The 25,539-nt window shown below is 60.3% G+C and carries 20 protein-coding genes and 1 pseudogene; 6 read left to right on the top strand and 15 right to left on the bottom strand.

From position 1 onward, the window contains the following. Positions 1-5: 5 nt before the first annotated feature. Positions 6-533, top strand: a complete 528-nt coding sequence (locus FHT70_RS04835; RefSeq protein WP_085779045.1) for a CYTH domain-containing protein — start codon at positions 6-8, stop codon at positions 531-533. Here the strand turns inward: FHT70_RS04835 and FHT70_RS04840 are convergent. The 3 genes from FHT70_RS04840 to FHT70_RS04850 form a co-directional block, all read right to left on the bottom strand. Next, positions 496-1,434 (bottom strand): DUF2950 family protein, encoded by a 939-nt coding sequence (locus FHT70_RS04840; RefSeq protein WP_183699287.1) that lies wholly within the window; start codon positions 1,432-1,434, stop codon positions 496-498. The two genes, FHT70_RS04835 and FHT70_RS04840, sit on opposite strands and share 38 nt — an antisense overlap. Positions 1,435-1,462: 28 nt before the next feature. After that, the gene (locus FHT70_RS04845; protein WP_246721753.1) at positions 1,463-2,827 is read right to left on the bottom strand and encodes a DUF3300 domain-containing protein; all 1,365 of its coding nucleotides are present in this window, start codon (positions 2,825-2,827) and stop codon (positions 1,463-1,465) included. Positions 2,828-2,944: 117 nt separating this feature from the next. Further along, the gene (locus FHT70_RS04850) at positions 2,945-3,259 is read right to left on the bottom strand and encodes a hypothetical protein (protein WP_183699290.1); all 315 of its coding nucleotides are present in this window, start codon (positions 3,257-3,259) and stop codon (positions 2,945-2,947) included. A gap of 558 nt (positions 3,260-3,817) precedes the next feature. On the opposite strand from FHT70_RS04850, the gene FHT70_RS04855 reads away from it, so the two are divergent. The 3 genes and pseudogenes from FHT70_RS04855 to FHT70_RS04865 all read left to right on the top strand — a co-directional run bounded on the left by FHT70_RS04855 (position 3,818) and on the right by FHT70_RS04865 (position 7,441). Further along, positions 3,818-5,539, top strand: coding sequence for a SulP family inorganic anion transporter (locus FHT70_RS04855; protein WP_183699293.1), 1,722 nt, complete (start codon positions 3,818-3,820; stop codon positions 5,537-5,539). Between the two features lie 17 nt (positions 5,540-5,556). Next, positions 5,557-6,399, top strand: coding sequence for a polyphosphate kinase 2 (ppk2, locus tag FHT70_RS04860; protein WP_097597056.1), 843 nt, complete (start codon positions 5,557-5,559; stop codon positions 6,397-6,399). 38 nt (positions 6,400-6,437) lie between these two features. Next, positions 6,438-7,441: pseudogene (locus FHT70_RS04865) on the top strand (AI-2E family transporter). A 34-nt stretch (positions 7,442-7,475) separates the two neighbouring features. Here the strand turns inward: FHT70_RS04865 and FHT70_RS04870 are convergent. Then, entirely contained in the window at positions 7,476-7,712 is a 237-nt protein-coding gene (locus FHT70_RS04870) for a hypothetical protein (RefSeq protein ID WP_097597054.1), read from the bottom strand. A gap of 269 nt (positions 7,713-7,981) precedes the next feature. On the opposite strand from FHT70_RS04870, the gene FHT70_RS04875 reads away from it, so the two are divergent. Next, a complete protein-coding gene (locus tag FHT70_RS04875) occupies positions 7,982-9,757 on the top strand; it encodes a hypothetical protein (protein ID WP_183699295.1) in 1,776 nt (591 codons plus the stop codon). 5 nt (positions 9,758-9,762) lie between these two features. Here the strand turns inward: FHT70_RS04875 and FHT70_RS04880 are convergent, their stop codons facing one another. The 8 genes from FHT70_RS04880 to FHT70_RS04915 all read right to left on the bottom strand — a co-directional run bounded on the left by FHT70_RS04880 (position 9,763) and on the right by FHT70_RS04915 (position 20,661). Next, a complete protein-coding gene (locus tag FHT70_RS04880) occupies positions 9,763-10,722 on the bottom strand; it encodes a hypothetical protein (protein WP_183699297.1) in 960 nt (319 codons plus the stop codon). A gap of 165 nt (positions 10,723-10,887) precedes the next feature. Beyond that, positions 10,888-11,193 (bottom strand): potassium channel family protein, encoded by a 306-nt coding sequence (locus tag FHT70_RS04885; protein ID WP_097597051.1) that lies wholly within the window; start codon positions 11,191-11,193, stop codon positions 10,888-10,890. A 153-nt stretch (positions 11,194-11,346) separates the two neighbouring features. Further along, entirely contained in the window at positions 11,347-12,441 is a 1,095-nt protein-coding gene (gene cax / locus FHT70_RS04890; protein WP_183699299.1) for a calcium/proton exchanger, read from the bottom strand. A 104-nt stretch (positions 12,442-12,545) separates the two neighbouring features. After that, positions 12,546-13,472: an amino acid ABC transporter substrate-binding protein gene (locus FHT70_RS04895; RefSeq protein WP_183699301.1), complete on the bottom strand. Its 927-nt coding sequence runs from the start codon at positions 13,470-13,472 to the stop codon at positions 12,546-12,548. Positions 13,473-13,488: 16 nt separating this feature from the next. Further along, complete coding sequence (gene potE / locus FHT70_RS04900; RefSeq protein WP_183699303.1) at positions 13,489-14,847, bottom strand: putrescine-ornithine antiporter; 1,359 nt, start codon at positions 14,845-14,847, stop codon at positions 13,489-13,491. 105 nt (positions 14,848-14,952) lie between these two features. After that, a complete protein-coding gene (gene speC, locus FHT70_RS04905) occupies positions 14,953-17,316 on the bottom strand; it encodes an ornithine decarboxylase (protein WP_183699305.1) in 2,364 nt (787 codons plus the stop codon). Continuing rightward, positions 17,313-19,574 carry an arginine/lysine/ornithine decarboxylase gene (locus FHT70_RS04910; protein WP_183699307.1) on the bottom strand — a complete coding sequence of 754 codons (2,262 nt, stop codon included), beginning with the start codon at positions 19,572-19,574 and terminating at the stop codon, positions 17,313-17,315. The genes speC and FHT70_RS04910 overlap by 4 nt, the downstream gene beginning before the upstream one ends. Positions 19,575-19,734: 160 nt before the next feature. Further along, positions 19,735-20,661 carry a cation transporter gene (locus FHT70_RS04915; RefSeq protein ID WP_183699404.1) on the bottom strand — a complete coding sequence of 309 codons (927 nt, stop codon included), beginning with the start codon at positions 20,659-20,661 and terminating at the stop codon, positions 19,735-19,737. Positions 20,662-20,855: 194 nt separating this feature from the next. Here FHT70_RS04915 and FHT70_RS04920 point away from each other — a divergent pair, with 194 nt between their 5' ends. Continuing rightward, positions 20,856-22,223 carry an amino acid permease gene (locus FHT70_RS04920; RefSeq protein WP_183699309.1) on the top strand — a complete coding sequence of 456 codons (1,368 nt, stop codon included), beginning with the start codon at positions 20,856-20,858 and terminating at the stop codon, positions 22,221-22,223. A gap of 12 nt (positions 22,224-22,235) precedes the next feature. Here the strand turns inward: FHT70_RS04920 and arcC are convergent, their stop codons facing one another. From arcC to arcA, 3 genes are read right to left on the bottom strand one after another with little or no spacing between them, the layout of a single operon-like run. After that, positions 22,236-23,174 carry a carbamate kinase gene (gene arcC, locus FHT70_RS04925; RefSeq protein WP_183699311.1) on the bottom strand — a complete coding sequence of 313 codons (939 nt, stop codon included), beginning with the start codon at positions 23,172-23,174 and terminating at the stop codon, positions 22,236-22,238. Between the two features lies 1 nt (position 23,175). Continuing rightward, entirely contained in the window at positions 23,176-24,180 is a 1,005-nt protein-coding gene (locus tag FHT70_RS04930; protein WP_183699314.1) for an ornithine carbamoyltransferase, read from the bottom strand. A gap of 38 nt (positions 24,181-24,218) precedes the next feature. Next, complete coding sequence (arcA, locus tag FHT70_RS04935) at positions 24,219-25,448, bottom strand: arginine deiminase (RefSeq protein ID WP_183699316.1); 1,230 nt, start codon at positions 25,446-25,448, stop codon at positions 24,219-24,221. Between the last annotated feature and the right edge of the window lie 91 nt (positions 25,449-25,539).

Genomic DNA, 25,539 nt, shown 5'->3' on the forward strand with positions numbered 1-25,539 from the left:
TCCTATTGAAAGCGATAGAGATCGAGCGAAAGTTCCTGGTCCGGGACGACAGTTGGCGCGCTTGCGCCGACGAGCCGCACGTTCTGCAGCAGGCCTATCTCTGCCTCGATCAGAACTGCATACGCGTCCGCCTGATCGACGGGCATTCCGCGCGCCTGACGATCAAATTCCGCTCGCCAGGCCTCGCTCGCGAGGAATTTGAGTATGACATTCCGGTCGAGGAGGCACGCGACCTCCTGCTCCATGCAGGTCATGTCCTTGAAAAGACGCGATACCGCGTCCTGCATGACGGCCGGAGCTGGGAGGTGGACGTATTCGCCGGCGCTTACCAGGGATTAACGCTCGCCGAAATCGAAATGGCGAGCGAGAATGACCGGTTCAATCTGCCGCAATGGCTGGGGCGCGAGGTCACGGGCGAGAAGCGATACTCAAACCGCGCCATGGCAGCTGCTCCTCGTACTCAGCTGGCGGCGCAGGGCACTGCTGGCTGGCCTCTCAATCCTTTACCACAGTCCAGCTTGCGTCCGGATTGAAATCCTTGATCGCCGCGGCACGCTCTTCCGTTGTCGGACCCAGATCGCGCTGGTAGATGACGCTCATCCCGTTGACCATGAACGTCTGCACGCCGGTGACCCTGTATTTGACCGGCCAGGCGATCAGTGCAAAGCCGCCGGTCATATAGCCGTTGATGATATAACTTTGCTTGCCGCCAAGCACGTTGTCGCCCTGGGATGTCAGAATGCGGTAGCGATATCCGTAATAGCCCTCGCCGCGTTTGGCGGCTCCGAAAGCGGCCGTTTCGACCAGCGCGCTTGCCGGGCTTTCCTCGGGGTATACGCTGGGATCCCAGTAAAGACCATCGAGCTTGCCGGGGCTGCTGATCAATTTCTTCGCGAACTCGTAGATGCCGTCGCCGTCACGATCCTCGGATGCGAACCAGTACTGGGCAGCCACATATTCACGCATGGTATCGATGGTGGCGAGCTCGTTCTCGCCGACGCGGCGATTGATGATTTCTTCAAGGCCACGCTGAGTATCGAAGAACCATTTGCCATCCTTGTCTTCGGTCAGCGGAAACGGCAGCGGCCAAAGCCGATCGCCGATCGCAGCGACCTTCAGATTGCCGAGATCCTTCAGAACCACTTGGCGCTCTGCGCCCTCGCGGATCAATCCGTATGCGATCATCGCCTCGTTGCTTGAACGGAGCTTGTCGGCGTTGAGGCCCAGCAAGGCGGCAAGATCGTCGATGTTGTTGGAAGCCAGCACCGACTTCAGTTTGTCGATCGCAAGCTGCGCACTGTCGAACTTGGGCGAGGACGTCGCCGCCTTGTAGGCGGAGAGATCCGCCTGCGCCAGTGAGAGCGTCGGCGTTGCCGAAAAAGCGCAGAGCGCTGCTGCGAACATGAGCGAAATTACAGTCGATTGGCGTCTCATGATGTCACTCCCTGAGCTGAAACAGGTGTTACCGCCGTCCACCGCCGCCACGGCCACCGCCGCCACGACCACCGCCACCGCCACCGCGGCCACCGCCGCCGCCTGGCAGGCGGCGATACTGAGGTGGACGGGCCGAAGGACGCTGGCCCATGCTCTGCGAGCCGCGGTGTGAGGAGACGGCCTCCCGGCGACCCGACTGCGGGTTGCCGAGAGCGCTTGGCTGGCGTCCGCGATTGTCTGGTCTCGCAGCCATTTGCGGCTTGTTGGCTTTCTTGACGGATTTCTGGGCCGGTTTGGCGGGGCGATTGGCGGCCTTCTGAGGACGGGCCTCAGGCCTCGACGCTCCCTGCCGATCGCTTGCCGCCGGTCGATTGGAGGCGGGCTTGGCCTTCAAACCTTGCGCCGTGTTTCTGCGGATGTCTTCAGCGCGTGCGGCGTTACCGCGATTGCCGGGCCTCTGGCTTGCCTGGATATCGTTGGCCCTGTTGCGCAACTGGTTGCGATTGTCGCTCTGGAGACTGGATTTGATCGACGACCGGTCCAGCTTCGAAAACTGGTCCTTGCCTATACTCAGTTTGCTGCGATCGACATTGCTCCAGTCGACGTCGTTAAGCTTGAGCTTCCCATTGAAATTGCGGTCGTTCAGGCAATTGTTGCAGTCGATGTCGATATCGCCGCCGTCCCAACGGCCGCCCCAGACGCCCCAGTCGTCCCAGTTGACGATGGCCGCCCACGTCAACCCGGTTACCGCAGCCGCAAAAAACCCCGCCCCGGGGTAATAGTAGCTGTCGTAATAATCCGGATAGTAGGAGATAGGCTCCGAGGCATAACCCGGTTCGTAGAGCATTTCCGGTGGATATTGCGGGATATAGATCTTTTCGGGATCGGTCGGCCGGATGATGATATTCTCGTTCTCGGTAACGACGGTCACCTTGTCATCCGTCTTGATGATGTTCTTTTCCACCGCTTCGTCGCGAAGCTGCTGGATGGCAATCAGAACATCCTTTTGCTGATTGGTGAGCGCATCCGCCAACGATTGCGTCCAGTCGAGGTCCTCGCTCATCATCTTGACGATATCGGGATAGTTGAGCAGCGAAATGACGCTGCCGTCCCACTCGCTCTTCGGCTTGAGGTCGGAATTCTTCTTTTTTGCCTCCAGGAAACGCTGCGCCTCGATAATCTGCAGCGGAAAGAGCGAGGCAGCCGAGATTGCTGCGACCAACTCGTCCGGATAAAGGGCAATGCGCGCCACGAGCACTTCCAGCTCATCGTCTGACAGAAGGGCCGCCGCAGGCTGTTCGGCAGCCGGCTGGGCCGGCGATGCCGCTGGTGCAGCCGCCTGGGCGCGCGCGGGCAAGGCCGGCTGCAACGCGATGATCGCGACAGCCGACAATCCAGCAATGACTTGGCCAGCGAGGAGTTGGCCAAGTGGGAACCGGCCCCCAAACACTTTGCGGGAAATGGCTTTCATCGCATCGACCTCCCTTGGATCAAACAATGACGGATGCCTTTATGAAGACTTCGGACCGATGAGAGGCGGTCGCCCCAGCACGACGACTTTCGATTGGGCGATTGCCTCGCCCATCTCTTTCAGCAGAGCCTCGACCAGACCCGCATATTCTTGCCGCCGCGCCTCTCGAACCGCCTCCGGCAGACCTTCGACATGCGCCAGAGCCTGGGCGGCGGCCGCGAGATCCTCACACATGCTGTGAAAGGGCTCGTTAACGTAGAAAAGCCGCTGTACCAGCCGCGTCTGGTTCGGAAAATAAGTCTCGGCCGTCTCAAGGGCGGATAGATATGTCGAACCTTTATCTCCCGACGCCATCTCCGCCCCCGCCGCGACTGCGCTCAGCAGATGTCAAAACTATACAACAGCAGCACCCGCGGCTGACGTAAAATACGCGATCCTCTACGGTAGCCAGCTTTTGAGTGGCCGGGGAAATCGAGGCAACCGGCCGAATGTCAGTAATCTAGCAGATCGAATCGCTCCGCTCCTCAGGCGCTGACGATCACCGCAAGGGCTTGGCGGCGCGCGACCCGATAGAGATTACACGATGCTACGAGCCTCCAAGCCGAAACGGGCCTAATATCGACCGTTGATAGCGATCTAAGGGCGAGGCCAGACCGGCCAGAAGGAGCGGCCGTGTTTAGACTATCTTCGTCGTCACCATCCTTGTCTGAGATGGCGATCGACGGTCAGATCTGATCGCCAACGTATCAAACCACCTCATCAGCACGCCGCGAACGCTGCCAAACGGGCGGCCTTAACCCGCGGTCTTGCGATTGGCTATCGCAGTTGACGCAACCGTGCGGCCAAGCAGCGCGATGATCGGGAAGAACCAACGGCGGGAAGAACCAACGGTTAAGAGCATAGGAGCCAGCGGTGATAGGTAGCATTCCGATGTTGCGAGGCCTGAGCGGTTTCAGCTGGGATTGGCTTCGCAGCGATATCCCGGCCGGGCTGTCGGTCGCTGCCGTCGGCCTGCCAAGCGCCATCGCCTACCCGGCGATCGCCGGTCTGCCGCCGGAAACCGGCATCTATGCCAGCATTCTTGCGCCGATTGCTTATGCGATTTTCGGGCCGTCGCGGTTGCTGATCGTCGGGCCGGATGCCGCGACGATGACGGTGCTTGCCGCTGCCATGGGCGCCATCATCGCGGCCTTGCCTGCCGATACCGCTGTCGATCGGGTTGCGATCGCTTCGGCGCTTGCCATCGGTGTCGGCCTCTTCTGCATCGCTGCGAAACTATTGAAGCTCGGCGTTCTCGCGAGCTTCCTGTCCCGGCCCATTCTGGTCGGGTTTTTCGCCGGGGTGTCGCTTTCGATCCTGGTCGGACAGATCGGCCGCTTCACCGGAGTGAAGATCGAATCCGACGGGCTGATCGCACCGCTCGTCGAAATGCTCGCCAAGAGCGGCCTGATCCATTGGCCTTCGCTCATCCTCGGCCTTGCGATGTTTGCGCTGCTATGGATCGTCCGGGCGCTGCACTTGAAGGTTCCCGGCCCGGTTCTCGTCGTAGTGGTGTCTGTCCTTCTGTCGGCGATCTTCGATTTCCGCGGGCAGGGCATCGCCGTGGTCGGCGACTTGCCAAGCGGCCTGCCGGCCCTCTCCCTGCCCGCGTTTCATCAGATGCCTCTCGACAAGATCGTGCTCGGTTCAGCCGCGATTTTTCTCGTCAGCTTCGGTGCGGGCATAGTGGCGGCGCGCAGCTTCGGCTCGCGCACCGGCGAGGAAGTCGATGCAAACCAGGAATTGATCGGCCTTGGCGCGGCCAATATCGCACCTGGTCTTTTCGGTTCATTTCCGATCAGCGTGTCGGATTCCCGCACAGCCATAAACCTGTCGACAGGAGGTGTCTCTCAACTTGCAGGTCTGGTCTCTGCCGCGACGCTGATCGCGGCACTGGTCTTCCTGAATGATGCGCTGCGCATTCTCCCGATCCCGGCGCTGGCGGCGATCCTTGCAACGGCGGCGATCAGCCTCATCGATGTCGATGAGCTCGGGAAGATCTGGCGCATCAGCCGCATCGAATTCATCTTCGCGCTGATCGCGATGTGGGGCGCGATCAGCTTCGGCGTCCTCAATGGCGTGATCGTCGCCATCGCGGCAACCTTCGCCTATCTCCTGCGGCAGACCATGTTTCCGCGCGACGGCCTTCTTGGCCGCATCGAAGGGCGGCACGGATTCTTCGATCTGCAGCGCTTTCCGGAAGCCCGTCCCATCGAGGGCGCGGCCGTCTTTGCAGTCCAGGGCAGCATCCTGTTCTACAACGCCGATTATGTGCGCTTGCGCATGATTTCGGTGATCAAGGGGCTGGCCGCCGAGACCAGATGCCTGGTGCTCGATGCAAGCGCCATCACATATATCGACAGCACCGGGGCGACCGCGCTCGAGGCCGTGGCTGAACTGCTTGCCAAACGCAACATCATCTTCGCGATTGCCGATCTCAGTGATGAAAGCCGTGCCATTCTTACCCGTGCCGGGGTCATAGAGAGGATCGGCGCCGACAATCTCTTCAACGGCAGGGAAGAAGCCTTGCGGGCGCTGATCGGCGATATCCCCCAGCCCGACCGCACCGTTCAGGCCAGCAATATATCTCAGTGACAGAAGGAGGGAGAGCCATGGACGAAAATTATGAGCCGAGAGAGGCCGACGCAGAGCCAACCCGCAGCGGCAAGGATAAAAAGAAAAAGAAATCTTGGGATTATGACAAGGAGATCAACCGGCTGCAGGTGGAACTGGCGCATCTTCAGGCCTGGGTGAAAAAGTCGGGCGCAAGGATCGTCATCATCTTCGAGGGGCGGGACGCCGCCGGCAAGGGCGGCATGATCAAGCGGATAACGGAGAGGGTCAGTCCTCGGGTTTTCCGCGTCGTGGCGCTGCCCGCGCCCACCGACCGCGAGAAGTCGCAGATCTACATGCAGCGTTATATCGCTCATCTGCCGGCGGCCGGTGAAATCGTGATATTCGATCGTAGCTGGTATAACCGAGCCGGCGTCGACCGTGTCATGGGCTTCACCAGCGAGAAGAAGGCGCAGCGCTTTCTCGAGCTTGCCCCTCGCTTCGAAGCGGCGATCGTCGAGAGCGGCGTCATTCTGCTCAAATATTTCCTGACGGTCAGCGAGGAGGAACAGGAGCGCCGCTTCAGGCGCCGGATCGACGATCCCCTGCGGCAATGGAAGCTCAGCCCGATGGATGTCGAATCCTACCAGCGCTGGTGGGATTATACGCGCGCCTATGACGATATGCTGCGGATGACCGACTCCAAACACGCTCCGTGGTGGATCGTGCCTTCCGACGACAAGAAGCGCGCCCGGATCAACTGCATCTCGCACATCCTGCAGTCCATTCCTTATGAACGGCTGAAGTTCGACGAGCCCGACCTGGGCAAACGGCAAAAACGGCCGGCCGATTTCACTGAGGATCGCAGCGTCCGCCATGTCGTGCCTGACATGACATCGTAGGGCATGACGGTCCGGCCTGTAACCCGACGGATGCGACGATGGAGCAGACAGCCGATACGACAACGCAAGGGACCGGCGCAGGTCAGATTTCGATAGAGGCGAGAGTAAGCGATCTCGTCCGTCTGGGCATTATCGGCCTTTTCGCTTATTGGACGATGACGCTGATTGCTCCTTTCGCGCTTATTCTCATCTGGGCCGCCATCCTCGCCGTCGCTCTCTTTCCGATGTTTGCGACGCTCTCGCGACTGATCGGAAACCGGCCGGTGATCGCCGCCATCGTCATCGTCGCCGGTTGCCTCGTCCTGATCATCGCGCCGCTCGCCCTTGTAGCGGTCAATTTCGCCGACACCGCAGAGGCGTTGATCGGCAAGTTACGAACGGGAGAATTTACCCTGCCGGCAGCGCCTGACGCCATCAGGGATTGGCCGGTTGTCGGTGAGCGGCTCCATGACATTTGGAACCGCCTTGCCGGCGATCTGGCATCGACGATCATCAAGTTTCAGGCGCCCATCCGTGAGGTCATGGGCGCAGTGGTCACAAAGCTTGCCTCGATCGGCGGCGGTGTATTGAGTTTCGTCGTCTCTATCATGCTCTCCGGCCTGTTCCTCACCCAGTCAACGGGCCTGGCGGCAGCGATACAGATTCTGGCAAGCCGGGTCGCGGGCGACAAGGGCGTCGGTTTCGCCCGGCTGTCGGGAACCACCGTCCGGAATGTCTCGCGCGGTGTTATCGGCGTGGCTTTCCTGCAGACCCTGCTTTGCGGACTGTGTTTTGCCGTCTTCGACGTTCCAGCGCGTGGCGCGCTGACCTTCCGATCTCGATCGTCGACAACGTCCTGAAGCCGATCCTGATGGCGAGAGGCCTCTCGACTCCCATGCCCGTCATCCTGATCGGCGTGATCGGCGGCACTCTGTCCCACGGGCTGCTGGGGCTTTTTCTGGGGCCGGTAGTGCTCAGCGTCTTCTACGAGCTGCTGAGAGCCTGGGCCTGGCCTGCGGCAATGACGGAAGGATCAAAACATGATCGCGCGCCGGGCCCTTGAGGTCGAGCGCGCCGGATAGTCTTCTTCGGCGTGTCTACCTGTTGGTACAGTAGACCACGACCTCCTGCTCTATGTCGCGACAGAGCTCCTCATATTCCGCAACGAGCCTGTCTTCTCTCGGGCTCTGGGTCCGGAATCGATCCAGCGCATCGACTGCAAGATCGTAGGCCTCGAACAGTTCTCCGAGGGTCTCGTTGGTTATGTCCGCCAGGAGATGGCGGATATCCGGAAGCCGCAACATCAGTTTTCTGCGGCCGCGTTCTTGGCTCATGAACTAGCTCCGCATTGGTACCGCGTCCTGCAATTGATACGAAGTCAGAAAGGTGCCGGATTGTTCCCGAGGTAACATTAACTGTATCAGAAAGACAACATTAGTTCGGTAGCGGACAATCGGCGCCGCTTATCCGCGCCAAGAACGGTCCGCGCCCAAATTTGGGGCGTTCTGCGCGAATCCCAAAGCAAAACTTGCAACCAAAGGCTGGCGCGGTATGATGTATTAGAACGGACTTAGATAATTGCGTGACTTGTCGTGGGGCGATCATGAGGAACGCAAAGGTCAATGTTTTGGGCAGTCTCGAGCCGACGGTTGATGAAATCTGCCGTCAGGTCGAGCGAATTCTCGCAAGCGAGGAATTTCATGCGCCGAAGCGGGGGCGGGATTTCCTCGAGTTCGTCGTCAACGAGACGCTCGCCGGCCGATCGGGGTTCCTGAAAGCTTTTACGATAGCGAATGTTGTTTTTGGCCGCGAGGCTTCATTTGACCCGCAGAATGATCCTGTCGTCCGGATCGAGGCCGGTCGGATCAGAAAGGCGCTCGAGCGCTATTACCTCGTCGCAGGCCGCACGGACGAGGTCGTCATCACCGTGCCCAAAGGCGGATATGTGCCGCATTTCGAATATGCACAGGAAGTCCCGCCTCCGTCCTCGATAAATCCGGAAGAACCTCAGGCTGCAGAGCTCAACGTCCAAGACAGCCCTCGTAGCACGATGCGTGCTCCGACGCTGTCGGCAGCTCGGGGCTTCGGGATCGTCATATCAGTGGGGTTTGGGGTCTTCGCCTTGGTCCTTGCAATTGCGCTGTCTGTTTGGAACGGGCGACCGACTGCGACGCTGCCGCTGGCGAGCGCCCATCCGAAGGTGCTCGTCGAATTCTTTTCCGAAAGCGGCTCCGCCGGCGCCGGTTCGGACATCGCTCGCGGCCTGAGGGACGATGTAATCGGTCAGCTTGCCCGGATCGACGACATCATCGTCGTTGCCGATCCGCTACGCGGCGGGCGGGCCGCCGTTGCCGACTACTCGCTCCACGGCAATGTCCAGCTCGACAAAAGCAGGTTGCGCGCCTCAGCGAGGCTCGTGCGCCAATCGGATGGCGCGGTCATCTGGGCCAGAAATTTCGATGCCGATCTTCAAGCCGAGAACAAGCTCGTCATCCAAGCCAACATCTCCCGGCAGATTTCCACCGCTATCGCGCATCCTAATGGCGCCATCCTTCAAACCGAGACGGATAAGATCGTCGGACCAGCGCAGAATGGCGACCAGGATGACTATGCCTGCACGCGCGCCTATCACAACTACCGTCAGGCCATGACCGCGCAAAGCCACGCTGCCGCACTGGAATGCCTCCGGCAGGCGACACAGCGTTTCCCCGATAACGTTGCTTCCTGGACATTGCTTTCCATGGTCTATCTTGATGAGGTGCGGTTTCGCTACAAGCTCAGCACCCCCTCTTCGGTTCGACCGCTCGAAATGGCAAACGCTGCGGTGGAGAGGGCGGCATCACTCGCGCCCAGCGATCCCCGGGTTCTGCAGGCGCTGATGTTGGTGGGCTTCTTCCAGGGAGATGTCGACAAGGCGCTGAAGGCTGGCACGGCGGCCTACGCAGCCAATCCCGGCGACGTCGAAGTCGCGGGCGAATATGGCTATCGACTGGCGCTTTCCGGGAAATGGCAGTCAGGCTGCGAACTACTCTCGATCGCCCTCAACAGAGGCGTCGGTCCCAGCGGATATTATGAAGCCGGCATGGCGCTCTGTGCATTCATCAAAGGCGATCTCGAACAGGCGGAGCGCTGGTCGCGAAAATCCGATCTCGGCTCGAACCCTGTCCATGGTCTCATCCTGCTATCCATTCTCGGGGCCGCCGGCAAGACCGAGGAAGCCGAAGCGGAAAAGCGCTGGCTTTATACCCATGCGCCGGCATTGATGGTCAATATCCGCGAGGAAGTTTCGCTGCGCTTGCAACGGCCTGAAGATCAGGAGCGCTTGCTGAACGGATTGCGTGCCTCGGGGCTTGATATCGACGCCACCGCGGCAAGATGAGGCGCTTATCGATCGGGCGGTGTGGTGCTCTGCTTGCGGCTTTCCGAAATTTCCAGAGCGATTTGCATGGCGATCTCGTCTTCGATATCGAGAATGGTCCGGCCTTGGAGCTCGCGATCATATCGATTTGCCCATATGACTGTGCCGTCGGCGCCATTGATCAGGCGGACATGCAGATGAAGGGCCGATCCCTCGATAACCACGCTTCCCTGCAGATTGAACTGTGGAACGATCGGTTGGGCACCCGGCCGATCGGGCCCGAGCACGACAAGATTTTCCGCTTTCATCAGCTTCGTCAGCAGCTGGTCTGCTAAGCCTTTCGCAAAATTTAAGCCTTCGGAGCTGCCGCCGAGAGCGGCGAAGGGCTCGACGACGATGCTGGCCTTGCTTGCAAGCGTCGACGCGGCGGGCGCCGGCGGCGCCTTTGGCCTTGAAAAATATTCTTCCAACGGGCGGATGATAGCCAGAATCGCGATCACGCCCAACAGCGCCGGTAGGCCGATCGGCAGCAGAAGATCGCGATAGGCGATCGGCTGATCAAGACCGCCCCGCTTGTTTCCGGGGTTTTGCGAATTCGTTCCAACGCCGGAATTCGAGGTGCCATTGGTGCTTGAAAAATGCGGCGAATAGCCTCCTTTGGGGATGGTTATCCCGATCGGATCGCTTCTTCCGCTGACGAGGTAATATCGCTCGAGCGCACGGCGGATCCGCCCCGCCTCGATGCGCACGACCGGGTCATTCTGCGCATCGAAAGAGGCGTCGCGCCCGAAAACCGCCTGCGCAATCGTATAGGCCTTGAGCTGTTCGCCGCGTCCTTCCAGCATCTCTTCGACGATATATTGCAGGAAACGCCTCCCACGCTCGGGAGCATGAAATTCGGGACTGGCGAGGATGCGATCGAGCTGCTCGCGAACGGCTGCGGGATCGTGAGGTGCGGGGCTGGTTCTTCCCTCATCCGATACCATCGAGCCCTCCCGCGACGCCACCTATTGCCTTATACACCCGCTGATGGCTCTGGACTTCCGTAGCAATACGTAACTGAGCGGCACTCCCGGGCGCTTCTTGCGCACTGATTGAGAACTAAGTCCGGCCGCCGGCGACGCCGTTGCAATAGCGCAGCAGAGCAGGAATCAAGGCTCCTGGTCGTCCGCATTCAGCGCTTTCACCGTAACGGCCGCGACGACGCCGGTCAGCACGATGCCCGCAAAGCCGATCACCAGCGCCAATATCCGCGACGTGACATGTTTGGGGGTAAAATCGCCGTAGCCGATCGTCAGGCCGGTGACGAAAGTGAAATACATGGCTTCGTCAATGCGCCAGTTTTCGATACGCCAGATTGCAAGCCCGGATCCGACCATCAGGGAGACGATCCCTGACACGATTGGCCAGATCACACGAAGCTGCGTTGCGAGCGCGATGAAAAACAGGCGCCGCATTCGTCTATGGCTCGACTTTCGGCCAGCTCTTACCGACACCTTCCGGCCTTCCTGCAGTTGGATCAGGGCATTCGTAAGACTTACGCAGCATTATCGCCGGCAACCGAGCCTCACGTCGATCTCGCAGTTTGTTTGCCAAGCCATTATGCGGCCTCAAGACCCCCGATCGGGCAAAACATACAAAGTCGTGGCGAAGATCATGTAAACCATCAGCACCAATATGCCGACGAACCACGCTGAACGCCCGCTGTTGGTGACGAACATCGCCGTCATGGTCGCCAGCAAAACCATGACGACCACGCCCGGAGAAAACTGCAGATCCATCGGCGTCGGCCCGATGACGTAGCTCAACAGCACCAGCACGGGCGCCACGAAAAGGGCTATCTGCGAGGCGCTTCCAAGCGCTATGCCCACGCTCAGGTCGAGGCGGTTCTTGCGTGCACCGGAAAATGCCGAAGCCATTTCGGCTGCGCCGCCCACCAGTGCTACGACGATGAAGCCGACAAAGGCGGGCGTCATTCCAAAAACCTTGGCAGCCTCCTGCACCGACTCGACGAAGACTTCGCTGACCAGCGCGACCAGTATCGTCACACCGGCGAGTGTGGTCAGCGCCACCCCGATCGGCCACGGGGTTTCGTCGCTCTCGGCGTGCTCGGCGGTAGCAAAAAACTCCCGATGCGTCTTGAGGGTGAACAGCAGTCCCAGCGCGTATCCGACGATAAGCAGGATCGCCAAGCCTAAGCTGAGCTTGTTGATCACTTCCGTAGCCGAGGTCGAATCCATTGACGCAACCGCCGATGGCATCAGCAGGCCGATCGTGGCGAGGAAGAGCAGACCGGCCTGAAGCCGCGCATTGGCTCGGTTGAACTCCTGACTGTGATGTTTGAGGCCGCCGAGCAAAAACGATGCCCCAAGCATGAACAAAGTGTTGGCGACGATCGCACCGGCAACCGATGATTTTACCAGCGTATATTGTCCTGCACTCAAGGCCGTCAGCGCGATGACGAGCTCCGTCAGATTCCCCAGCGTCGCATTGAGCAGTCCGCCAGCGGCGTCGCCCGTCTTCGCCGCAACGGACTCAGTCGCGTGACTGAGGAGCCCGGCCAGCGGTATCACGGCAAGCACCGACAGTATGAAGAGCACCGTGTGAGCCTCGGGGGCAACGCCCGCAGCGACGAAGACCACCGGCACCGCAGCGAGCAGCCACAGCATGCGGTTGTGACGGATTTCTTTCCAAAGAAGACTCACCCCATCGCTCCCGTTCAGTTGCTTCAGCCGTTCAGCGGGTTGCAGATCAATACGCCCAGCTCCAGAGCGGGGCCATTTGTTTGGCGGCTCGATCCGTCGCAGTGCTACTCCGGCAAGGCTGTTTGCCGGAAGAAGGTCACGGTCGCTTCGTCCGGCGGCCCGAACCAGGTTGTGAAGAATGTCCGGAAATCCGGCCCGGCATAGGCCTGGCTGAGCGCGCGATCGACGGCAAGGCGGAAGTCCTCATCGCCGCGCGCGAGCTCAAGGCCGAGCGGTTCGTAGGTGAAATGGCGCTGCAGGACGATCAGATTGCCGGAATTGTCACTGCGGGCGGCGGCATCCATCAGGATCGGCATGTCGCCGAAGAGCACCGCCGAACTGCCATCTACGACGCGCTCGATCCCCTGCTGGTAATTGTCGACCGGCGCAGCCGTCGCAGCGAGTTGAAAAGTCTTGATCCTGTCGCTTAGCCAGCCTTCGCTCGTCGTGCCGGCAATCGAGGAGAAGGTCTTGTGCTCGAGGATCGTGCGCGCCGGTGAACCGCGCCAGACGGGACGGGTCGAAGGTTCGCCATATTGCAGCACTTCCCGCAAGGCCAGCGGCGAGCTGGCGCTCAGGAGCGCGCCGGTGCCGCTCGGGAAGATCGGGATGGAAAACGACACCTGCTGCCGGCGCGTCAATGTCACCGGCTCCGCACCGCAGACAATATCAGCGGTACCGCTCTCTATCGCTCGTGTCTTGACGTCGCCTGAAAGCGAAACCCATTCGACATCGAGCTTCGGCAGGTTCAGCTGTGCCCTCAGGCTATCGGCAATCTTGTTGCAGAGCGCGACGGCATAGCCATCCGGCCGTCCCTGTTCGCCATTGAAGGAAAAGGGCCTCGCATCCGGATCGTAGCCGAGCTTCAGCGCGCTGCTTGTTCTGACGCGATCGAGCGTCTGAGCCTGCGTGGGCGTGCTGAGGGCAAACAAAGCCGTTGCGGCGAGGACAGAGGCGGTGATACCCGCCCACCGAGCATTTTTTCGTGACATTTCTGATCCTCCTCTGTTACTCGGCCGGAAGCCGGTTCGTGCCGCTGGCGAAACGCGGGGCGATCAAGCCGTAGATGATGAAGCCGATGCCTGTGACGATCATGCCGCCGAGCACCGCATCCTTTCCGGAGGCATAGATGGCGAAGACGCTGTAGGCCATCCCGACCAGGGCGATGGTCGCATTCAGCCGGTATTTCGGCTGTGGCACGCGGGCAGCCTTCATCATGACGAACAGCGACGAAAGCGCGATGATATAGGGCAGTACGTTGGTGACGACGGCGAGGTTGACGAGCGCTGAGAACTGTTCGCTCAAAGTCGGCGATATGGTCATCAAAGCAAGGCATGTCTGCACGATGCCAAGGATGATCATGCCGGCCACTGGCGCCCCCATCTCGTTCACCCGCGAGAATATAGATGGGAACATCCGCTCGTCGGCGGCGGTTTTCGCCGTCTGCGCGATCGTAAACTGCCATCCGAGTAGCGAGCCAAGGCAGGCCAGCACGGCAAGCGCCATGACGATGGAACCAATGGTGGAGTTGAACATGGTGGCATAGGCGAGTGCGAAGGGTCCCGTGGAGGTAGCGAGATCCGCATTAGGCACGATGCCTTGAATGACGGTCGTCGACAGGATGTAGATGACGGCAGCGCCCAGTGTGCCGAACATGCAGGCGAGCGGTACGTCACGCTTGGGATTTTCGACGGCATCGGAATTCTGCGCCGCAGACTCCATGCCGAGAAAGGCCCAGAGCGTCAGCGAAATGCTCGATCCCATGCCTTGCCCAAGCGATAGGCCTTGCGGATTCCAGGCTGCCGCGAAGGTGCTGGAGCTGAACCACAGCCAGCCGAGGATCGACAGCAGGCCGACGGGAAGGATGACGCCCCAAACAGTGACCGAGCCAATTCGGCCGGTAATGCGCGGCCCGCCGAAATTGGCGGCCGTGGTCAGCCATAAAAGCACGATCAGCGCCAGGCAGGTCATGATCGGGGTCGAGGTTAGCACCGGAAAGAAGCCAGCAAGGTAGCCGACGGCCGAGATGCCGATCGCCACGTTGCCGACAGCAAGCGACAGGAAATACAGGAAGAACACCATGAAATAGCCGTCCTTCCCATAGGCATCCTCCGCATAGGCGGACATGCCTCCAGGCCGCTGGTTGAACAGTCCGGCCTGGGCGAAGCCATAGGCGATCGCCATCGAGCCGATCGCGGTCACGAGCCAGGAAAGCAGCGAGATCGCGCCGACTTGCGCCATATTGGCAGGCAGCATGATGATCCCCGACCCCATCATGTTGACGGCGACGATAAAGGTGAGCTGCACCAGGTTCATCTTTTTCTTGGTCGTGGCCTCGGCCGCAAGATGCATCGTGTTGTCGGTCATGACGTAATCCTCCCTAAAGCGCGTCGCGATCCTGCAGCTTCGCTTGGCTCACACTTTAACTCTCTGTTTTCACACATGTCGTCATCGCGAAACCGCTTTGCAGCCCTACTCGCGCACGACATATGTGTGGAACTTGATCCGCCCATCGATCCGCTCCTGGAACACGCCTTGGACCTCGTAATTGAAGCCGGGGAAGCGGTTGAAGGATTCTTCGAAGGCGAGGAAATAGTCCCGCATCGGCCGCGCCCTCTCGTCCCAGCGTTCTCCAGGCACGATCACGCCGATACCGGGCGGATAGATCAGCGCCAAGGTTGCCGAGATGCGGCCCGCGGCTTCCGTCAGCGGCACATAGTCGACATTGTTGGCGACGAGTGCCTCATAGGCCTGTTTGGGTGCGATTGCCGGTTCCGGGAAGCTTTCGGAGCGGAAGCACAGGCGCTGCAGCTCCTTGACACCCGCCTCGCGATAGAAGGAATGCATCTCCCGGCAGACCTGGCGGACGCTGTAGCCGGCGTAACGCTCGCGATTGGCCGCAAAGACGGTCGGCAGCACTTCTGGCAAGGGTGCGTCGCGATCCCACAGATTTTTGAACTTGACGAGCTTGGCGACCAGCGTGTTCAGCTTGCTCTCGTCTTCAGCCGGCGTCAGCAAAAAGAGCAGGCTGTTCAAGTCGCATTTTTCCGCCACGACCCGCTGCTCGCGCAGATAGTTGGCGACAACGGTCGCCGGAATGCCGAAGTCGCGATATTCGCCGGTCTTACGGTCGATGCCGGGTGTCAGTATCGCAAGCTTGTTGGGATCGACCATGGTGTAGCCTGGCGCGTAACCTGAATAACCGTGCCAGCTGGCCTCCGGATCGAAACGCCAGCATTGCTGCTCGCGTTTCAGCACCTCCGTCGGGACGTCTTCCCACGTGGCGGCGGCAAGGTCGCTGGTGTGCTTCGAGCGCGAAACCGTCACCCTGTCCGGCACGAAAGGATCGAAGAACCACTGCTCTTCCGGGGGCGCAGCCTTGGTTTCGTAGTGCTCCACGAAACCGCGCAGCTTCTTGCGAACCTCGATTCCGAGCTCGATGCAGCGGTCCCAGAGCATCTCGCCGGCCTTGCCCTCATGCACCTTGGCATTGACATCGAGCGAGGCGAACAACGGATAGAAGGGAGACGTCGACACATGCATCAGCAGCGATTCATTAAACCGCTTATGTTCGACAAAGCGGCGCTGGCCGCTGATATGTTCGTCGCGCTTGTGGATTTGCGATGCCTGCGAGAAGCCGGCGCCCTGCTTATGCACCGATTGCGTGGAGAACAGCCCGGGCATATCAGCCCTGAGGTCCTTAAGACGCATCGGGCTGTGACCCTCAAAGAGGGGGTGGAAGGCATTGTCGCCGATCCAGGCCTCGTCCCACAGCACGTAGTCGCAGAGATGGCCGAGCTTCTCCATCACCCGGGCGACATTGTAGATCGTGCCGTCATAGGTCGCGAGCTGGATGCAGGCCAGACGGAAAGGCCTCTCCGCCTGCGCACGGCTCTTGTCGGTGACGAGTGGATGTTCCTCTATTTTTTGCCGCAGCCAGGCCTCGTCCCAGGCCGCCCAGTCGACAGCGCCGATCATGCCGAAGGAATTGCGGGCGGTCGGCAGAAAGATCGGGATCGCCCCGGCCTGTACGAGGGCACCCTGGTGCAGCGACTTGTGATTGTTGCGATCGAAGAGCACGAGATCGCCGCTACGCAACACTGCGTTCGCCACCACCTTGTTGGAGGTGCTCGTACCGTTCAGGATGAAATAGGTCCGGTCGGCGCCGAAGATGCGCGCCGCCGCTTTCTGAGCTTCGACGGCAGGCCCTTCATGGATGAGCAGATCGCCGAGATCGACATCTGCATTGCAGAGGTCGTTGCGGAAAATGCTTTCGCCGAAATATTTGAAGAAGAGCTGGCCAGCCGGCGACTTTCGATAGAACTGGCCGCCCTGGTGCCCTGGGCAATCAAAGGCGATATTGGCTTCGCCATCATAGGCCATCATGCCGCCGAAGAATGGCGGGAGCAGCGATTTGCCGTAGTTGACGGCGCTGGACACGATCTGCTTGGCATAGAAGACTGGTGTCTGCTGACCGAGGTAGACGAACCCGTCCACTTCGCCAGCCATTTCCACGACATCCATGTCCCCGATCGTCAGTGTATCGGCCATCGCCCAGATGGGCGTGCGAAAGCCGATATCCCTGACGGACCGCAGGAAACTGCGTGCCGGAAGCAGCAGGCCGCCTTCGACCGAGCCGATATAGGCACCGACGTCAGCATCCTCGGACACATCGGCTGAATAGTCGCCCCGCACTTCCACCTCGAAGCCCTGAGCGGTGATCTGCGCCACCAGCTCCTGTGCCTGGGGATTGTCGCGGTCGATGACGGCGACAATTTTCAGCAGCTTGTGGAACGGTATGGCGACCGTTGGAGACTTCACATCGCGCGGGATCATTCTGGCGCCTCCTCTGCAATGCAATCGACGAGATAGCGGCGTCCGCCGTCGCCGGGAGCGAAGCGAAGACCATGGATATCGGTTTCGAAACCGGGGAACTTGCGATCGAAATCGCGGGCGTAGAGCAGGTAATCCTGAATCGATTTCGTCGATTGGGTGATCCTCTCGCCGGGCATGATCAGCGGAATTCCCGGCGGATAGGGAACGATCATCACGGCGAGGATGCGGTTCATGAGATTGTTAATCTCGACGCTCTCGATCCTGCCTTTGACCAGCCGGTCATAGGCGTCCGCCGGACGCAATGCCATTTCGGGCAGGACAGTGTACATCTCGCGCTGCGCCTTCGGGACGTCATCTTTGCGGTAGATCGCATGGATCTGCGCGCAGAGATCTTTCAACCCCATGCCGGCATAGGCTTCCTGATGCGCGGCGGCGAGCGCGGGCAGCGCTCGCGTCAACGGCGCGTTGGCATCATAGAGATCCTTGAAATTGAGGAGCTCAGTGATCAGCGTGCTCCATTTGCCGCGGGTAATACCCATCGAGAAAAGCACGAGGAAGGAATAGAGACCGGTTTTTTCGATCTCAATGCGCCGCGACGACAGGAACTTGGTGATAACGGCAGCCGGTATGCCGTGCTCATCCATCACTCCGCTCGCCGACAGGCCCGGCGACAGGATGGTGACCTTGATCGGGTCGACCATGACATGGTTTTCGGCAAGGCCGGCAAAACCATGCCAGGCATCATCCGGCTTCAGGACCCAATCGGCACGGGTATCGCTCGGCGTCTGCCCGGCAGCCGTCGGCTCCCAGACGTCAAACCACCAGGTGCCTTCCGTCTGTTTCCTCACCGCGTTCATCGCCCGGCGGAAGCTGATCGCCTCATCAATCGTCTCCTGCACCAGGGCGCGGCCGGCTGGCTGTTCCATCATGGCGGCCGCGACATCGCAGGAGGCGATGATGCCATATTGCGGCGAGGTCGAGGTATGCATCATGAAGGCTTCGTTGAAGCGGGTGATGTCGAGACGCTTGGTCTCGGCATGCTGGATATGGATCATCGATGCCTGGGAAAGGGCGGCCAGCAGCTTGTGCGTCGAGTGCGTGGCAAACGTAATGGCGTTTTGCGATCGGGTAGGCCGGTTCGACGAGATCCCGTGAAAGCCATCGTAGAATTCGTGGAAATTGGCATAGGCGTACCAGGCTTCGTCGAAATGCAGCACCTCCACCGCGTCGCCGAGCGACGCCTTGATCGCATCGACATTGTAGCAGAGCCCATCATAGGTCGAGTTGGTGATGACCATCAGCCGGACTTTGCCGCTGGTCTGTCCGGCAAAGGGGCTGGCGGCGATCTTGCTGGCGATCGCTTCAGGCGTGAACTGATCCTTCGAGATCGGACCGATGATGCCGAGTCCATTGCGCGACGGCGTCAGATAGATTGGGGTGGCCCCCGTCATGATGAGGGAATGCAGGATTGATTTGTGGCAGTTGCGGTCGCACAGCACGAGATCGCCGCGCCCGACCATGCCGTGCCATATGATCTTGTTGGCAGTCGACGTGCCGCCGACGACGAAGAGAGTTTCGTCGGTACCGAAGATGCGCGCGGCATTGCGCTCGCCCTCGGCGATCGGCCCGACGTGATCGAGAAGCGAACCGATGCTGCCGACCGATACGGAAATATCGGATCGCAGCGTATTTTCGCCGAAGAACGTGTAGAAGAGCTGGCCGACAGGGCTCTTGCGAAACGCGACGCCGCCGCCATGACCCGGCGTGTGCCAGGAATAGGCGCCTTCCAGCGTATAATCCATCAGCGCCTTGAACATCGGCGGCGGCAGCCGGTCGAGATAGTTGCGGGCGGCCTGCGCGATGGCGCGCGCCATGAATTCCGCCGAATCCTCGAACAGCCGGAAGAAGGCATTGGCGTGGCGCAAAACCGTGGCCGGAACGTCTTCCGCCGTGGTATCGTCGCCGAATAGGAAGATCGGCAGACGGTCGTTTCTTTGCCGTTTTGCGGCGAGAACCTCGCCTAGCACCTGCCAGCGCGTGCCCCTGTCCTCGGTGCCGTCGACGGAAACCAGCCAGCAGGATTCGGTGTTGAAGACATGCACGAGACGGCGCGCATCCTCATAGGAAATACCGGAGACGATCCGGAATCCTTCCTTTTCAATGGCTGCGGCCAAATCGCGCATTCCGCGCCCGGCAGCACTCCTACCATCAAAATCCTCATCGATGACCGCTATCGGAAATGCCATCTGGAATTCCATGCGTTCCTCCAGAAACCGATGTCAAAGGCTGTGGCAGCCATGCAGCCCGCTGCGTCTCAGGTTGAAGGATCGTACATGAGCGGTCGTGGAGCGTCCTTGATTGCAATCAAGGTGACGCCAAGCATTTCGACGTCGTAGGCCGAACTTGGATTTTGACTGGCTATTCGGCCCATTCCGCGTCGGCGGTGAAGGCGATCGTCAGCCAGCGATTGGCGCTTTCGTCACCGATCGCGTTGCCGATCTCGTCGCGGAGCGTGTCCCATTCTTCCACGGTCTTGGCAGGAAGACCTTCGGGGACGATGAAATAAAGTTCGATCTGCATTGCGCGGCCGACCCGGGCAACATAGGCGCGATGGGAGAGGAAGCCGAGACGGCGAACCGTCTCCAGGGCGACCCGGTCGACATGTTCCTGCAGGTCGACGGGGGCGATCAGCAGGATCTCGCTCAATGCCTTCCAGACGGTGCCCACCGGAAGGGGAATCATGACAAGGCAGATAAGCGCCAGAACTGCTGGGTCCATATAGCTGGCAAGCCACGCTGCCGGGGTTGCCTGCACCGCCATGCCGATCAGGAATGCGACGAGCAGCGCAAGCGCAATGCCGCCCGACATGATCCACGCCTTGACGTCGAGCGAGATGAAATCCGATTTGATGCGGGCGTTCAGCCTGATGCCGAGGAAGGCCATGACCGCGCAGACAAGCAAGGTCGCTGCGGAATAGGCGACCGCCATGCCGAATTGCAGTTCGTGGCCGCCATTCAGGATGCTGATGATGGCGCTGATCAGCGCATAGACGCCGACCGTCATCAGCAGGCAGCCGTTGAGCATCAGCACGATCGGCTCCAGATGCCAGAATCCCATGGTGAAGCGGTTACGAATTCTGCCGGATCGGGCATCGCTCTGCGTGGATTGAATGATCAGGTTCGAAACCCAGAGCGCAAGCCCGGTCATCGCGGCATCGGCCAGCGAGTAAACGCCATCGAAGGCTATCGAGAAAGAGCCGGAAAGAATGCCGAAGACGACGCCCAGCGTTGCGACCACGACGGTCGCTGCAATCGATATCCTGAGAAACCCCTGCTCGCTCAGCATCGTCGACTTCACCTCCGCTCCGCCCCTCATCCGACGTGCTTTAGCAGCTTTATCTCGATGACGAAGGCTACACCAGCCCGCCAGACTACGCATTGATCCGGATTGCGGCAGCCGGTTTTTGCTACGACAATTACGGCTTGAAGGCGGTCCGCAGAGACATCGGCTCCGGGCAGCCGGCTCGCGGGGGGAAGCTCATGACAACGTCGCAAAATGGCAAGAGCCTCGGACTTGCTGCCTGCACCGCCATCGTGGTCGGCAATATGGTGGGCTCGGGCTTTTATCTTTCACCGGCCGCGGTCGCGCCCTACGGCAACCTTGCGATTATCGTCTGGATCATCATGGGCGCCGGCGCGATTTGCCTGGGTCTGACCTTCGCGCGCCTGGCGAGCCTCGTGCCCGCTGTCGGCGGCCCCTACGCCTATACCAGACTCGCCTATGGCGATTTCGCCGGCTTTCTGATCGCCTGGGGTTACTGGATCTCGATATGGACATCTCTGCCCGTCATCGCGATTGCCTTTGCCGGCGTGATGGTCGATCTCTTCCCTGCTCTCGCCAACCGCTTCGCCGCGACCGTGTTGACGCTCGGTGTGATCTGGGCGATCGTGCTGGTCAATCTTCGCGGCGTTCACGCGGCGGGTGTCTTCGCGCAGGTCACGACGTACGCCAAGCTGCTGCCCTTCGGCGCCGTTGCTATCATCGGCCTTCTCTACATCGATACGTCGCATTTCGCCGAATTCAATCCGAGCGGTCAGCCGCTACTGCAGTCCTTTGCGACACTGGCGCCTCTCACCATGTTTGCCTATCTGGGGCTGGAATCAGCGACCGTTCCAGCCGGCGACGTGGAGAATGCGGAGCGGACAATCCCGCGATCGACCGTCCTCGGCATTTCCATCGCCGCTGCCCTTTATGTGCTCGGCACGATCGTGGTGATGGGCCTCGTGCCCCGTGAACAGCTTGTTCAGTCGGTTGCGCCATTTTCCCAGGCGGCTGGGATCATGTGGGGACGGCCCGGCGAACTGGCGATCTCGCTTGCGGTTCTGGTCTCCTCGATCGGCGCGCTCAACGGCTGGACCTTGCTGATGGGGCAGGTTCCGATGGCTGCTGCCCGAGACGGGCTGTTTCCGCCGCTGTTTGCCCGGCTCTCCCCACGAGGCGTGCCGGCGTGGGGCATGATCATCTCGGCCTCGTTCGCAACGCTCCTCGTGCTCGTCCAGGCGCTCGGTTCCGAAGGCTTTGCCGCCGTCTATCGGCTGATGGTCGGGCTGAGCACCATGGCCGCCGTCGTTCCCTATGCTTTCTGCGCGCTTGCCGGAAGCCTTGTCGCGGGCATGACTGATGGGCGAATGCCGCGAGTGAGCGTGATCGAACTCATCGCGTTCCTCTTTGCGATCTTTACCCTTTACGGCTCCGGCGCCGAACCGGTGCTCTACGGCCTCGTGCTGCTGATGCTCGGCATCCCCGTCTATGTCTGGCAAAGACGCAATGCGGCTGGCGCGACAGACAAGGAGACGGCAGCGAGCGCCGTAACGCAACCGCTGCCGTCTCAGGATAAGTTTGCCTGATCGACCAGGCCCTCAGGCATGCCAGCTCAGGGTGTCGAAACGCTCGTTGATGATCGTCCCGCGGTCGCCGCGCACCATCCCGGCGATTTCGGCAAGAGAGCCGATTGCGGCCGTCTTGCCATTTGCCCGGGCAAAATGGCAAGCAGCATCGACCTTCGGGCCCATAGAGCCGGCCGGGAAGGAGAACTGGGCGAGATCGTCAGGACGAGCGCGGTGGATCGCCTTCTGGGACGGCTTGCCCCAATCGATGCACACAGCCTCGGCATCCGTCGCCATGATCAAAAGATCGGCCTGGAGTTCTCGCGCCAGCAGTTCCGAGCACAGATCCTTGTCGATCACGGCCTCGACGCCGATCAGTTTTCGATCAGCGCCCTTTTCGTACATCGTTGGAATTCCGCCGCCGCCTGCACAGATGACGATGGTGCGCTGCTCCAGAAGCCAGCGCACGGGCCGGATCTCGAAGATGCGCTTCGGCGCCGGCGAGGCGACAACGCGACGCCATTTTTCGCCGTCCTGCTTGAACACCCAACCTTTCTCCGTGCGGATCCGATCCGCCTCGCCCTTGTCGTAGACCGGTCCGACGAACTTGGTAGGGTTCCGGAAACCGGGATCATCGGCGTCGACTTCCACCATGGTAAGAAGCGTTGCCAGAGGTTGCTCGAACGGCAGGAGATTGCCGAGTTCCTGTTCCAGCATATAGCCGATCATGCCCTCGGTCTCGGCGCCGAGAACATCGAGCGGATAGGCCTCCTCTGGTTTGTAGGCCGCCCCCTGGAGCGCAAGCAGCCCGACCTGAGGGCCATTGCCGTGGGTTACGACGATCTCGTGTTCGGCCGCCAAGGGCGCAATCGCCTCGGCGGCGATGCGCGCGTTCCGCCTCTGTGTATCGGCGGTCATCGCTTCCCCGCGCCGGAGAAGCGCATTGCCGCCAAGCGCAATGACCACACGCATGCTAGTCTCCCAGGGTTGCTACGAGCAGGGCCTTGATCGTGTGCAGGCGGTTTTCCGCCTGTTCGAAGGCGACATTGGCTTCGGATTCGAAGACGTCGTTGGTCACTTCGAGCCCGTTGTCCATGCCGTAATCTTCGGCGATCTGCTTGCCGAGCGTCGTCTCGGTGTCATGAAATGCCGGCAGGCAATGCATGAACTTGGTCTGCGGATTGCCGGTCGCCTTCATCAGGTCCTGATTGACCTGGTAGGGGGTGAGCAGCTTGATGCGTTCGCGCCAGACGTCCTTCGGCTCGCCCATCGAAACCCAGACATCCGTATGGATGAAATCCACGTCCTTGACGGCCTCTCGCGGATCTTCGATGACCAGCAGCCGGGCACCCGAAGCCTGCTGCAAATCCCTGGCGATCTTCATGTATTCTTCCGAGGGCCACAGTGATCTCGGCCCGCAGATACGCACATCCATGCCGAGAAGGCAGCCGACGATCAGCAGCGAATGCCCCATATTCGAGCGCGTGTCGCCGACATATGCATATTTAATTTGCGCGATCGGCTTGTCGCTATGTTCGCGCATGGTCATGACGTCGGCGATCATCTGCGTCGGATGATATTCATCGGTCAGACCGTTATAGACGGGCACGCCGGCATATTTTGCCAGCGTCTCCACGCCCTTCTGTGCGGAGCCGCGATATTCGATCGCGTCATACATGCGCCCCAGCACCCGCGCCGTGTCCTTGAAGGATTCCTTGTGCCCGATCTGCGATCCCGATGGATCGAGATAGGTTACATTGGCGCCTTGGTCAGAGCAGGCGACTTCGAAGGCGCACCTCGTTCTTGTCGAGGTTTTTTCGAAGATCAGGCAGATTTCCTTGCCCTTCAGATGCTCCTGCTCGGTGCGGGCATATTTGGCCCGTTTCAGGTCGCGGGCGAGATCGAGGAGATAGCGGAATTCTCGCGGCGTATAGTCCTGCACGGTCAGAAGCGATCGATTGCGCAGATTGAAACTCATGGTCTTGCTCCGTCGGTCTGGTTCGTGGATGGAAACGGTCAGTAAGCGGGATCGCGCCAGATCGGGCACGTCATGCAGTGCCCGCCACCACGACCGCGTCCGAGTTCGGAGCCGCGGATGGTGATGACCTCGACGCCCGCCTTGCGCAGCAGCGTATTCGTATAGGTGTTTCGGTCGTAGGCAACGACGACGCCGGGCTCGAGCGCCACGACATTGTTGCCGTCGTCCCATTGTTCGCGTTCGGCCTGGTAGGAGTTGCCTCCGGTCTCGACGGTGCGCAGCTTCGGCAGATCAAGCGCTTCGGCGACGACATCGAGCATCGGCACATTTTCTGGATGGATCTCGAATGTGCCGTCGTCGTCCTTGGGATGCATGCTGTAGCAACGGATCTGATCGACGACCTCGGCAAACAGTGTGACGACGTCGCGGTCGCAGAAGCTGAAAACCGTGTCGAGATGCATTGCCGCGCGGCTCTTCGGCATCAGGCAGCCGATCACTCGCTTCGCCGCGTTGCTTCTGAAAAGGGCCTGAGCCACCTGGCCGACCGCCTGATAGGTGGTGCGCTCGCCCATGCCGATCAACACCGTGCCGTTCCCGATCGGCATGACGTCGCCGCCTTCCATCGAGGCATTGGCGAATTGATGATCGGCGTCACCCCACCAGATCTGGAAATCGCCGCCCTGGAAGATCGGATGAAACTTGTAGATGGCACGCTGAATCAGTGTCTCGGCGCGCCGCGCCGGCCAGAACATCGGGTTGCAGGTCACGCCGTTATAGATCCAGCAGGAGGGATCGCGCTGGAATAGTGTGTTGGGAATGGGCGGGATGACGAAATCGCTTTCCGGCAGGGCGCTGAGCATCAACGCCTTGGCCTTGACGTCAGGTAGGTCGGAGATCGCGATGCCACCGATCATGAAAGCGGCAAGTTGCGTAGCCGGCATTTCATCGAGCCACGGACGCATTGCTTCGGCAACCTGCGAGCCAAGCACATTCGGGGTGATGCGCCGGTCCAGGATGAAATCGCGCGCCTGCTTGTTGGCGAGGGCCTGACCGAGCAGATCGTGGAGTTCGAGGACCTCCACTCCTCTTTCCTGCATCTTCAGGACGAAATCATAATGGTCCTTCTGGGCCTCATGGACCCAGAGGACATCGTCAAAAAGCAGATCATGGCAGTTTGCAGGCGTCAGGCGCTGATGAGCCAAAGATGGTCGGCAGACCATGACGGTTCTCAGTTTTCCGACCTCAGAATGAACACCGAAACCACGCATGTGGTCCTCCTTCCAGCAACGGGGATAGCGGCCGCGCCGCCGGCTCTTTGAACAGCGTTAGATTATTTTGGCCGGTCCACTCATGTCATTG

Origin of the sequence: Rhizobium sp. BK049 (assembly GCF_014193135.1) — a bacterium.
Lineage (GTDB): Bacteria > Pseudomonadota > Alphaproteobacteria > Rhizobiales > Rhizobiaceae > Rhizobium.

Coding starts and splice junctions, on each gene's coding strand:
- FHT70_RS04840 (WP_183699287.1), bottom strand. CDS start 1,434: ATGAGACGCCAATCGACTGTAATTTCGCTCATGTTCGCAGCAGCGCTC.
- FHT70_RS04850 (WP_183699290.1), bottom strand. CDS start 3,259: ATGGCGTCGGGAGATAAAGGTTCGACATATCTATCCGCCCTTGAGACG.
- ppk2 (WP_097597056.1), top strand. CDS start 5,557: ATGGACGAAAATTATGAGCCGAGAGAGGCCGACGCAGAGCCAACCCGC.
- FHT70_RS04870 (WP_097597054.1), bottom strand. CDS start 7,712: ATGAGCCAAGAACGCGGCCGCAGAAAACTGATGTTGCGGCTTCCGGAT.
- FHT70_RS04875 (WP_183699295.1), top strand. CDS start 7,982: ATGAGGAACGCAAAGGTCAATGTTTTGGGCAGTCTCGAGCCGACGGTT.
- FHT70_RS04880 (WP_183699297.1), bottom strand. CDS start 10,722: ATGGTATCGGATGAGGGAAGAACCAGCCCCGCACCTCACGATCCCGCA.
- FHT70_RS04885 (WP_097597051.1), bottom strand. CDS start 11,193: ATGCGGCGCCTGTTTTTCATCGCGCTCGCAACGCAGCTTCGTGTGATC.
- FHT70_RS04895 (WP_183699301.1), bottom strand. CDS start 13,472: ATGTCACGAAAAAATGCTCGGTGGGCGGGTATCACCGCCTCTGTCCTC.
- potE (WP_183699303.1), bottom strand. CDS start 14,847: ATGACCGACAACACGATGCATCTTGCGGCCGAGGCCACGACCAAGAAA.
- speC (WP_183699305.1), bottom strand. CDS start 17,316: ATGATCCCGCGCGATGTGAAGTCTCCAACGGTCGCCATACCGTTCCAC.
- FHT70_RS04910 (WP_183699307.1), bottom strand. CDS start 19,574: ATGGAATTCCAGATGGCATTTCCGATAGCGGTCATCGATGAGGATTTT.
- FHT70_RS04915 (WP_183699404.1), bottom strand. CDS start 20,661: ATGCTGAGCGAGCAGGGGTTTCTCAGGATATCGATTGCAGCGACCGTC.
- FHT70_RS04920 (WP_183699309.1), top strand. CDS start 20,856: ATGACAACGTCGCAAAATGGCAAGAGCCTCGGACTTGCTGCCTGCACC.
- arcC (WP_183699311.1), bottom strand. CDS start 23,174: ATGCGTGTGGTCATTGCGCTTGGCGGCAATGCGCTTCTCCGGCGCGGG.
- FHT70_RS04930 (WP_183699314.1), bottom strand. CDS start 24,180: ATGAGTTTCAATCTGCGCAATCGATCGCTTCTGACCGTGCAGGACTAT.
- arcA (WP_183699316.1), bottom strand. CDS start 25,448: ATGCGTGGTTTCGGTGTTCATTCTGAGGTCGGAAAACTGAGAACCGTC.